9 protein-coding genes are annotated in these 10,272 nt (G+C 56.7%); 3 read left to right on the top strand and 6 right to left on the bottom strand.

Annotation, left to right across the window (positions count from 1 at the left end; translation table 11 throughout):
- The coding region (locus NW819_RS09750) for a hypothetical protein (RefSeq protein ID WP_414413614.1) at positions 1-659 on the top strand (659 nt) is incomplete at its 5' end.
- 221 nt (positions 660-880) lie between these two features.
- Here the strand turns inward: NW819_RS09750 and NW819_RS09745 are convergent.
- Entirely contained in the window at positions 881-1,462 is a 582-nt protein-coding gene (locus tag NW819_RS09745) for a hypothetical protein (protein ID WP_414349886.1), read from the bottom strand.
- 300 nt (positions 1,463-1,762) lie between these two features.
- On the opposite strand from NW819_RS09745, the gene NW819_RS09740 reads away from it, so the two are divergent.
- Positions 1,763-2,704 (top strand): hypothetical protein, encoded by a 942-nt coding sequence (locus NW819_RS09740; RefSeq protein ID WP_414413613.1) that lies wholly within the window; start codon positions 1,763-1,765, stop codon positions 2,702-2,704.
- Positions 2,705-2,751: 47 nt separating this feature from the next.
- Here NW819_RS09740 and NW819_RS09735 read toward each other — a convergent pair whose 3' ends face one another.
- From NW819_RS09735 to selD, 3 genes are all read right to left on the bottom strand, one after another.
- The gene (locus NW819_RS09735; RefSeq protein ID WP_414413612.1) at positions 2,752-3,888 is read right to left on the bottom strand and encodes an ABC transporter permease; all 1,137 of its coding nucleotides are present in this window, start codon (positions 3,886-3,888) and stop codon (positions 2,752-2,754) included.
- Between the two features lie 156 nt (positions 3,889-4,044).
- A complete protein-coding gene (locus NW819_RS09730) occupies positions 4,045-4,542 on the bottom strand; it encodes a hypothetical protein (RefSeq protein WP_414381897.1) in 498 nt (165 codons plus the stop codon).
- A 143-nt stretch (positions 4,543-4,685) separates the two neighbouring features.
- A complete protein-coding gene (selD, locus tag NW819_RS09725) occupies positions 4,686-5,753 on the bottom strand; it encodes a selenide, water dikinase SelD (protein WP_414413611.1) in 1,068 nt (355 codons plus the stop codon).
- A 117-nt stretch (positions 5,754-5,870) separates the two neighbouring features.
- Between selD and NW819_RS09720 the strand changes: the two genes are divergently transcribed.
- Positions 5,871-9,368 carry a DNA polymerase III subunit alpha gene (locus NW819_RS09720; RefSeq protein WP_414413610.1) on the top strand — a complete coding sequence of 1,166 codons (3,498 nt, stop codon included), beginning with the start codon at positions 5,871-5,873 and terminating at the stop codon, positions 9,366-9,368.
- 37 nt (positions 9,369-9,405) lie between these two features.
- Here NW819_RS09720 and NW819_RS09715 read toward each other — a convergent pair whose 3' ends face one another.
- A complete protein-coding gene (locus NW819_RS09715) occupies positions 9,406-9,666 on the bottom strand; it encodes a glutaredoxin family protein (RefSeq protein ID WP_414413609.1) in 261 nt (86 codons plus the stop codon).
- 9 nt (positions 9,667-9,675) lie between these two features.
- A partial coding sequence (locus tag NW819_RS09710) for a carbon-nitrogen hydrolase family protein (RefSeq protein ID WP_414413608.1) occupies positions 9,676-10,272 on the bottom strand: 597 nt, incomplete at its 5' end.

Raw genomic sequence — 10,272 nt, 5'->3', positions numbered from 1 at the left:
GGGGGGGAACCAGCCCTGTGATCATGCGGCTGAATGCTGCAGGGACTTGGGAACAGGATATGAGCGCCACCTTGGCCCGCGGAGCCAGCCAGATGCAAGCTCTCGCCCGGCAACAAACGGTGAACTTGCCTGCCGGCTTTGGCCAGACCGCCCCCGATCAACCCCCGCCGCCGGTGCCCTCCCTTCTGCAGGCTACCCAAGCTGCCTCTAGCCTGATCCCGCCAGTGGATCGAGAGCAGGAAACCCAGCGGGCCTTGAGTGGGGCTGGCCGTGTGGATCCCTTTGTGCCTCAAAACGTGCGTGCTCCTGAACCGCAGATTGTCCTGCCGCCCCTGCCTCCACCTCCGGTTTTGCCCCCTCCTGGCAGCGGCAATGGCGCCCCTGTAGCCGTGGCTACCCCGATCCCAACGCCTACCCCCGACCCGGCTGCCTTTGCCCGCAGTGTACAGGTTTCCGGGATGATACAGATTGGCGGCGAGTCCTTTGCTCTGGTTTCTGGCCCAGGTGTCATTCCCGCTGTGGTGCAGGCCGGGCAAAACTACCAAACCGCCAAGGTGGCCGGAGTATCGGTGCCAGAGCGACGGGTTGTGCTCTCGGAAGGGGGAGAAACGGTCGTGAAGCAAATGGAAGACACCAGCGTGATTGTAGGTGCGCCCTAGCTTCAGCAGCAGCAAGACACCGACGGTAGAACGGGCTTATTCCAAGTAGCAGCCAACTAGCAGTAAAACAGTTGGCTGGCTTGATTCCCAACTCCCCCTTCCAGAGAGGCCGGGGGCAAGGGTCAGAGGCTACTTGAACGGGCTCGGAACAACCCTAGTTGGAAGATAGGAGTTGCCAGATCTCCAGATCCCGAGATCTTGGCGGCAAGGCCGAGAAGACTTCAAAAGCGGGGTTCGCTGCTGAGGCGGGAGGGCTGCTGTTTTAGGTAGCGCAAAAACTCCCGCAGCTCGGCGTCGCTGAGTTGGTGGCGAGATTTCTTCTGAAAGCGACGTTCCAAAAACTCTTGTCCTTCCTTGCGGCCCCAGCCAATGCGCTGCATCTCCACATCCGTTTGGGCAATGATGTCCGATAGGTCATCCCCATAGGCCGCCGGCTCACTTAGACCGGGCAGCTCTGGGGAACTTGGCTTTGCAGGGATCCCTATCGACTCGGGGGCTGGAGAAGCAGGGGAAGACTGAGCGTGTCCGTTGGCCAACTCAGGAGTTGGCAGATAAGGCACCCTAGCAGTGTCCACACCCAGGCTTAATGCAGTTGTGGGATGGCCGAATCCTGCGTGGTTCAGGGCGCGCTTCAGTGCAGCATCTTCCGCTTCTTCTACTGTGTTGGAGCCGGCAATACCACTGCCCAGAACCGTATTGTTGACCATCACCTGGGCTTTGACAATGTAGATCCCTTCTTCCACACGCAACAGATCGGTGAGCAAACTGCCCATAGGGTACCGCTCTCGAAACTGTTGAATCATGTTTGCGCCGGAACCTGTCGCTGCTCGAGGCTTGATCACAAGCTAGCTTGAAAGTCGACCTCACATCCAGATCTCAATGTCTTAATAATCAGTAATAATCAAATTGTCCTCTCAAATTGTCGGATCAGTATCGGCAAAGAAGTCTGCCACCCAATTCCAGAGAGACCCTTCTAGGCAAGCAACGTTCAGCTTGGCAAGGGTATGCTAAGGCCAAGGGATCCAGTCGCAAAGGTTGCCCCAGGTGGCTGGCTAGGGAGAACTGATCTATCATCGGCGCACAGCGAGGCATGACGGAAACCTATGGCTAGCGATACGACCGGGGCCAGCTCAGCGAGTTTGGGACGGGCAGCCATTCGAGAGCGCAACTACGGCACTGCTTTGCAGTTGCTCCGGCGAGCTTATCGTGCGGATCCCAGTCCGGAGAATGCCCGTTGGCTGGCCACTGCCTATGAAGAAGCGGGGTACCTGCAATTGGCCGCTCTGTACCGAGAATTGGCCCAAGAGCGCAGGGAGACTCCCAAAGCGATTCAATTTCAGGCCCCCAAACCTCCCAGCACCCTTGAGGAGCTGAAGCAGCCATCTCCTGAACCGCCGGATCGCAAGACCATTCCCTTGCCGCAGCCGATCCCACGCCCAACCCCACCCGCATCTCCTCCGGATCAGCCAATTTGGGTTTACAAGCCCACCCCCATCGATCCCAAAAGCATCAGCCGCCAAGCGCCCCTTCGACCTCAAGCTGCAGAGCCTGCCCCTTCCCCTCAACCATCGGCGAAGAGGGACGACTATCTGCCGGTTCAGCACGCCCCGGATTTGAAAAACCCGCAGCAGGGATCCCCCTTTGTGCGGCGACTGAACCAACTGCATCGCCAGTTTAAGGATCAGCCCACAGCGGAACTGGCGCTACAACTGGCGGAAGCCTACGACGAGCAAAAGAACTTTAAAGAGGCCCAGCGCTACTACCGAGAGGTTTTGGATCTGGATGACTCTTGGCTGTTACGACCGATGGTGCAAGAGCGCCTAGAAGAGCTGCGGCAACTGCAGGAGCCAACAGCCGAACAGAATCCTTGGGCAGATCTCTCAGCCCAAAACTTGCTCAAGCTAGGAGAAAAGTTGGAACAGGAAGGGGAAGTGGCTCGTGCCGAGCAAGTTTACCGGCAGATCCTGAAAATGGATGCCACCCTGGATGTCCATGCTAAGGCTCGCAAGGGTCTAAACCGGCTCTATCCCGACGGAAAGCGGTGATTTGCAGGCCACTCCATTCCCCTCACTCGGCGCAATGGGGAAGCAGCTCACCCTTCCCGAGGATCGAGGGCGTCTCGCAAACCATCCCCCAGCAGGTTAAAGGATAGAGAGGTCAGCACCACCATCAAAGTGGGGGCCAGCACCAGCCAGGGTTGTAGGATGATCACCGAAGCGTTGGTGGCCAGCGAGAGCATGTTGCCCCAAGAGGCATCCGGCTGTTGGATCCCCAACCCGATGAGGCTCAGCACCGACTCTGCCGCAATGTAGCCGGGCACCGCCAAGGTTGCCGAGATCACCACATAAGTGGCTGTCTGGGGCAAAATATGGCGCACCAGCAGGTACAGGGATCCCGCCCCGGCCACCCGCGCTGCCTGCACAAAGTCCCGCTCTCGCAAGGACAGCACCTGCCCACGAATCACCCTGGCTAGGCCCGCCCAACCCACAAAAGAGAGGATCACCACAATCACCAAAAAGCGCTCGGCATTGCTGAAGGGCACCCCGGTCAGCGGATTCACCTGCAACACCGCTGCTAGCGACACCAGCAGATACAGCGTCGGAATCGACATCAACACCTCTGCCAAGCGCATCAGGAGCGTATCCACCCAGCCCCCAAGGTAGCCGGATATGGCCCCCACCAGCAGACCAATGGGGAAAGAGATGCCAATGCCCGCCAAGCCGATAAACAGGCTGACGCGCCCGCCATAGACCAAGCGACTGAAATAGTCCCGACCTTGATCATCGGTGCCCAGCAGGTGTAGCCGTGCCACAGAGGGCTCTTCGCCGATTGGGGATCCCACCTGTCCTGCTTCTGCAACAGGCCGCAGCGGGACGGTGCCAAACAGATGCCGATTGGAGGGGATCAACCCCAACCAACGGTAGGGAGTACCGGCCACAAACAAGCGGATCCCGGCTGGACGGCTGGTATCCACCAAGAGCGGGCGTTCTCCCGTTTCCAGATCCACTGGCCCCTGGCGGGTTGGATAAACGTGGGGCCCAATCCAAGCGCCCGATTCATCCCAAAAGTGAATGGCGGTGGGCGGCAGAAGGGATCCCCCCGGTTGAGATTCCAGTGGGCTGTAGGGGGCAACGAACTCGGCAAAAATGGCGCAGGCGTAGAAAACAAGAAGAATGTAGGCTCCTGCTTGGGCCCATCGATTGCGGCGAAGCCGTTTCCACCACTGCATAAGGCAGAGATTCCAGTCGAGTCCAGTTGAACCAAATGCCAACGCAAATTGGCTTTCAGTGTAGCTGATCGTGTCTTGTTCCAGTTGCAGAGAGGGCTGCAAGGTGTCACCGATTCATGCTGGCAGGACGAGTCCCTTCCCCAGTCCAAGACAAGCTCAGCCTGCCAAGGAATAGCTGGGGCTGTAGAGGGCCGTCATCTCCATCCGCACCGCAGCAATCGTCTGGGGCAGCACCCCCACCAGCCGTGCCAAAATGTCATCGGGCAATTGGCTGACCAAATCCGCAGAGAAAAATTCCTCTAAGCTAAAGAGCAAAACCCGCGCCCGCTGGGCCGGCAAAGGATTGTCGGTGATTTGCTGCAGCCAACGCATCCAGTGCAGCCGCTTGGCATAGGCATTTTGCCGCTCTTGGTGGTCTTGCGGATGCAGCAAAACCACATCCCCAATCGGGACAACGCCGCCGGACTCCACATCCAATGGCCCCCCAACAGCAGCACCCGGCCCGGCAAACTCAGCATGAAACGTCTTGCAGATGATCAGGGCGTTGTGCCGCTGGGGATCCACCATCAGCAATTGCCCACTGCTGAGGGTTCGAATCAGCTGGCCAGGCTCAACTCGCTGAACCAGACTACGGCTGGGGGGAAGCTCGCTCATAGATCTCAGGATATCCTAACCTTCCCTTGCCTTACATGGTATCTTTAACTTTCTCAGAGCTGCTTGACGCAATCTTCATACTGAGCCCTCTATCGAGACTTTGCATGAGACTTTGCATGGTGAGTATTGCCAGAGGGTCTTCTTCAGGCTGCCGCTGGGCTGAGGCTGATCTTGCCGGTAACATGGATTCTGGTGTCTCCAGCTTGGCATCGGCCAATGCGACGGGCGTAGGGGTAGCCGGCACTGTGCAGCTCTTGCAAGAGGTCTGAGGTGTAGCCGGGATCCACCGCCACCAGCAAGCCCCCGCTGGTTTGGGGATCTGCCAGCAGCAGTTGCTGCCACTCGGGTAGGGATTCTGCCTGTACCCCCTCATAGCCCTGCCAATTGCGACGAGCCGCCCCTGGGAAGATCCCCGCTTCTGCCAGCGAGAGCGCTTCTGCCAAAAACGGAATGGAGGCCAGATCCAAACTGGCCCCCACCCCGGAGCCGCGACAGACTTCCAGCAAGTGTCCCAGCAGGCCAAACCCTGTTACATCCGTCATGGCGTGAACTTGCGGTCGCCGAGCCAGTTGCGAGCCGATGCGATTCAGCTGGGTCATCACCTGCAAAACTTCCGCGTAGCCTGCCGCACTGAGCTGACCCTTTTTCAGAGCGGTGGTCATCACCCCGATCCCCAGCGGCTTGGTCAGGATCAGATCGTCCCCAGGTTGGGCCGTGGCATTGCGGCGAATGTGGTGTGGATGGGCCAAACCTGCTGCCACCAAGCCGAAGATGGGCTCCGGCGAATCGATGGAGTGCCCCCCTGCCAAAGGGATCCCGGCTTCTTGGCAAACCTGGATCCCTCCGGCCATGATCCCTTGGATGGCCTGCATCGGCAGGGTATTGACCGGCATGCCCAAAACCGCCAAAGCCAGAATGGGAGTGCCCCCCATCGCGTAGACATCGGAAAGGGCATTGGTCGCCGCGATCCGACCAAAATCCACCGGCTCATCCACAATCGGCATGAAGAAGTCGGTGGTCAAAATTAGGGCTTGGTGGTCGTTTAGTTGATAGACAGCCGCATCATCGCTGGTTTCAGCTCCCACCAACAAAGCCGGATTTGGGGATAGCAGGGGCACATCCCTGAGAATTTGTTGCAGCAGGGCCGGGGCAATTTTACAGCCGCAGCCACCGCCGTGGGAGTACTGGGTGAGGCGAATGGGAGCATCCATAGATTCAAGAAAAGGGAAAAAACATCAGCTGACTTTACTGTAGCGGCATCTGCAGGCAGTCGAGAAATGGACACGCTGAGTTAAGGTTAAAGGGATCCCACTATCCATAGCGTTGCCATGTCTTTTGTTCCTTTGCATCTCCACAGCGAATACAGCCTCTTGGATGGCGCCAGCCAATTGCCGCGTCTGATCGAGCAGGTGGTCGCTATGGGTTTGCCGGGGCTGGCCCTGACGGATCACGGTGTCATGTATGGGGCGTTAGAGCTGGTGAAACTGTGTAAAAGCAAAGGGATTACTCCAATCATCGGCAATGAAATGTATGTAATCAACGGCGATATCCGCGACAAAAGCCGCAAGTACCCCAAGTATCACCAAGTGGTTCTGGCCAAAAATACCCAGGGCTACAAAAACTTAGTGAAGCTAACCACCATTTCCCATCTACATGGCATTCAAGGGAAAGGGATTTTCTCTCGCCCCTGCATCAACAAAGAGTATTTGGTGCAATACAAAGAAGGGCTGATCGTCACCAGCGGCTGCTTGGCAGGAGAAGTGCCTCAAGCTATTTTGCAGCGGCGGCCAGAAATTGCCCGTGAAGTTGCCGCTTGGTACCAAGAGCAGTTTGGGGATGATTATTACATCGAGATTCAGGATCACGGTTATCAAGAAGATCGCTTTGTCAACGTGCAGTTGGTGCGCATCGCCCGCGAATTGGGGATCCCGATCATCCTCACCAACGATAGCCATTTTATTTCCTGCTGGGATGTAGAGGCCCACGATGCGCTGCTCTGCATTCAAACAGGCAAATCCCTTACTGAAAAAAATCGCCTTCGCTACACCGGAACCGAATACCTGAAAAGCCCAGAAGAGATGCGCCGTCTCTGCCGTGACCATTTGGAACAGGAGGTGATTGACGAGGCCATCGCCAACACCCTGAAGGTGCTGGAAAAGATCGAGGGCTATGACCTATTTGGGGAAATGCGCATGCCCGACTACCCGGTTCCACCGGGCCATTCTGCCGATAGCTATCTCACAGAATTGGCCTGGCAGGGGCTGGCGAAGCGCTGCGGTGTTGCTCAGCCGGATCAGATCCCCCAAAACTACCAGGAGCGCCTGCGCTTTGAGCTGAACATCATCCAACAAAAGGGCTTCTCCAGCTATTTCCTGGTGGTCTGGGACTACGTTCGCTATGCCCGCGAGCAGGGGATCCCGGTGGGGCCGGGGCGAGGCTCGGCAGCAGGATCCCTGGTGGCCTATGCCCTACAAATTACCAACATTGACCCGGTTAAATACGGCCTACTGTTTGAGCGATTTCTCAATCCAGAACGTCAATCGATGCCGGATATCGATACGGATTTTTGCATCGAGCGGCGGGGAGAGCTGATCGACTATGTGACCCGCAAATACGGCCAAGAGCGAGTCGCCCAGATCATCACCTTTAACCGCATGACCTCTAAAGCCATTCTCAAAGATGTCGGTCGAGTCTTAGACATTCCCTACTCAGAAGCCGACAAAATGGCGAAATTGATCCCGGTATCCCGAGGCAAGCCCGCAAAATTGGAAGAGATGATTGGCGAGGATACTCCCGCTCCAGAGTTTAAAGAAAAATACGAGAAAGACCCAACCACCCACCGCTGGATCGAGCTGGCACGTTTGTTGGAGGGCACCAACAAAACCTTCGGGGTTCACGCTGCCGGTGTGGTGATTGCTAAGGATCCCTTAGATGAGATCGTGCCTCTGCAGTACAACAATGAAGGCCAAATTATCACCCAGTACTCGATGGAAGATATCGAGTCTTTGGGCTTGCTGAAGATGGACTTTTTGGGTCTGCGCAACCTGACGATGATTCAGCGGGCAGTGGAACTGATCCGAGAACACAATGGCGTCAATATAGATCTGGATAACCTACCCCTAGACGACAAGAAAACCTACCAGCTTTTGGAAAAGGGAGAGCTGGAAGGGATCTTCCAACTGGAATCTTCTGGCATGAAGCAGGTGGTGCGGGAGCTCAAACCTTCCAACCTGGAAGATATTTCTTCAGTATTGGCCTTGTACCGGCCAGGCCCATTGGATACGGGAATGATCCCCGACTTTATCGATCGCAAGCACGGTCGCAAACCGGTAACCTATGCCCACGAACTCCTCAAGCCCATTCTTCAGGATACCTACGGAGCCATCCTCTACCAGGAACAGATCATGCGCATTGCCCAAGACATGGCCGGATACACCTTAGGCCAAGCCGATCTGCTGCGGCGAGCGATGGGGAAAAAGAAAGTCTCCGAGATGGAGAAACACCGCGAGCAATTTGTGCAGGGGGCAGCCGAGCGGGGGGTAAACCGAGCAGTTGCTACAGAATTGTTTGATCAAATGGTTGCTTTTGCCGAGTATTGCTTCAATAAATCGCATTCTACTGCCTATGGGTTGATTACTTTTCAAACAGCTTACCTCAAGGCTAATTACCCAACGGAATATATGGCAGCCTTGCTCTCTTCTGTGGGGGGAGATCAGGACAAGGTACAGCGCTACATTACCTATTGCTTGTCAATTGGGATCCAAATTCAGCCGCCGGATATCAACCGTTCCGGCCTGGATTTCACCCCCCAAGGATCCAGTATTTTGTTTGGCCTGGGAGCCGTGAAGAATGTGGGGGAAGGTGCCATTCAAAACATTCTTGCCGCCCGTCAAGCTGGTGGCCCCTTTACCTCTCTGGCGGATTTTTGCCAGCGGGTGGATCTGCGCATTGTTAACCGTCGTGCCCTGGAGGCCCTGATTTGTGCGGGCGCTTTTGATTGTATTTCTGGAAATCGTAAACAACTAATTGCCGATTTGGATCCCATCCTCAGTTGGGCAGCGCAGCGAGCCAAGTCCAAAGCCATTGGCCAAGCCAGCTTGTTCGATTTACTGGGGAGCAGTGGCAGCGCCGGCAATGGATTTGTGGAAGCTCCGCGTGGGCCGGTTACCGAGGATTTTCCACCCCAGGAAAAGTTGAGGCTGGAACGGGAACTGTTGGGGTTTTATGTCTCGGATCATCCGCTGCGTCGCATTCAGGAACAAGCGCGGCTACTGGCCCCCGTCAACCTAGCTGACCTGGGCGGCTGTGCAGCCGATGCCTCTGTGGGTGTTCTCGCCTTGGTGACTGCCATGAAAAGTGTGACAACCAAGAAAGGGGATCGCATGGCCATTTTGCAACTGGAAGATCTCACCGGCAGTTGTGAAGCGGTGATCTTTCCCAAAACCTACGAACGTTTGCGAGGTCGCCTGGAGGTGGATCAACGGCTGTGGGTCTGGGCCAAAGTGGATCAGCGGGATGAACAGGTGCAACTGATTGTGGAAGATTTACAACCGATTGAATCTGTTAGCTGGGTAACGGTGGAGATCCCTCTCGACTCTGCCGGGACACTGGAGGATCGATATCGTTTACAAACCTTGATCGCCCGCCAACGCTCGGAAACCAAAGAAGAAAATCGCATTCCTGTCGTGGCTGCCATCACCGCCCATCCCCATACCCTTTGGGTGAGAATGGGATCCCAATTTTGGGTTAACAATGCCCAAGCCGCCGTTGAAGCCCTGCGTCAAGCCGGCTACACCGCCCGCAGCGAATCGCTGCTCTCTCCATAGGCATGGCAGAGAAAGCTCCGGCAGCAGCAGGAGAAATTCAACGGAGCTGTTTCTCAAGCCAAGCCCGCAACTGGCTCACCGTCAGCCGAGGGGAAGGACGTGGCAAAGGTCGCTCGGGATCCCCTGCCAGGGTGAGCACGGGAACTTTCAGTTGGTATTGCTCCCACCAACTCGGGTTGGAGGTGATGTCGCGGATTTCCAACAGGGTGATCTCAGGGATTTGCCGCAACTTATCGGCCAAGCCTTCGCACAGGTGGCAGCCGGGCTTGCTGTAGAGAATCAGGGGGGGCCAAGGCATAGCGGATCCCTAGCGGGTGACGGTGCAGGCCAGCCGACGGTGTTGTAGGGAAGGCATCTGCCGCCTGACCAACTGGAAACGCTCTGGGTTAATTTCAGCAATGGCCACCCCCGGTTTTTCGCCACCCGCATCCGCCAAGATAGTCCCCCAGGGGTCCACGATCATGGCATGGCCGTGACACTGTCGCCGCTCGTAGTGGGTGCCCACCTGGGCGGGGGCTATCACGTAACAGGTGTTCTCAATGGCCCGGCATTGCAGCAAAACCTGCCAGTGATCCCGACCCGTGTAGGCCGTGAAGGCGGCAGGGATGAGCAAAATCTGGGCTCCGCGATCCACCAGGGATCGGTACAGCTCTGGAAAGCGTACGTCGTAGCAGACCGACAAACCGAGGTTCCCCAGTTGCTCTTGCTCGCAGGTGACCACCTCATCTCCGCTGACCACCGTGTTCGACTCGCGGTAGGTATTGCCATCGGGCAAATTCACATCGAACAGGTGAATTTTGCGATAGCGGGCCAGCTCTTTGCCGTCAGGGCTGTAGAGGGCGGCGGTGTTGTAAACTTTGCCCTGCCCATCCGGCACAGGATACCCTCCTCCCAAAATAAATAC

Origin of the sequence: Synechococcus sp. R8-2 (genome assembly GCF_047461715.1) — a bacterium.
Lineage (GTDB): Bacteria > Cyanobacteriota > Cyanobacteriia > Thermostichales > Thermostichaceae > Thermostichus.
This window is presented reverse-complemented; position numbering and strand designations above follow the sequence as displayed.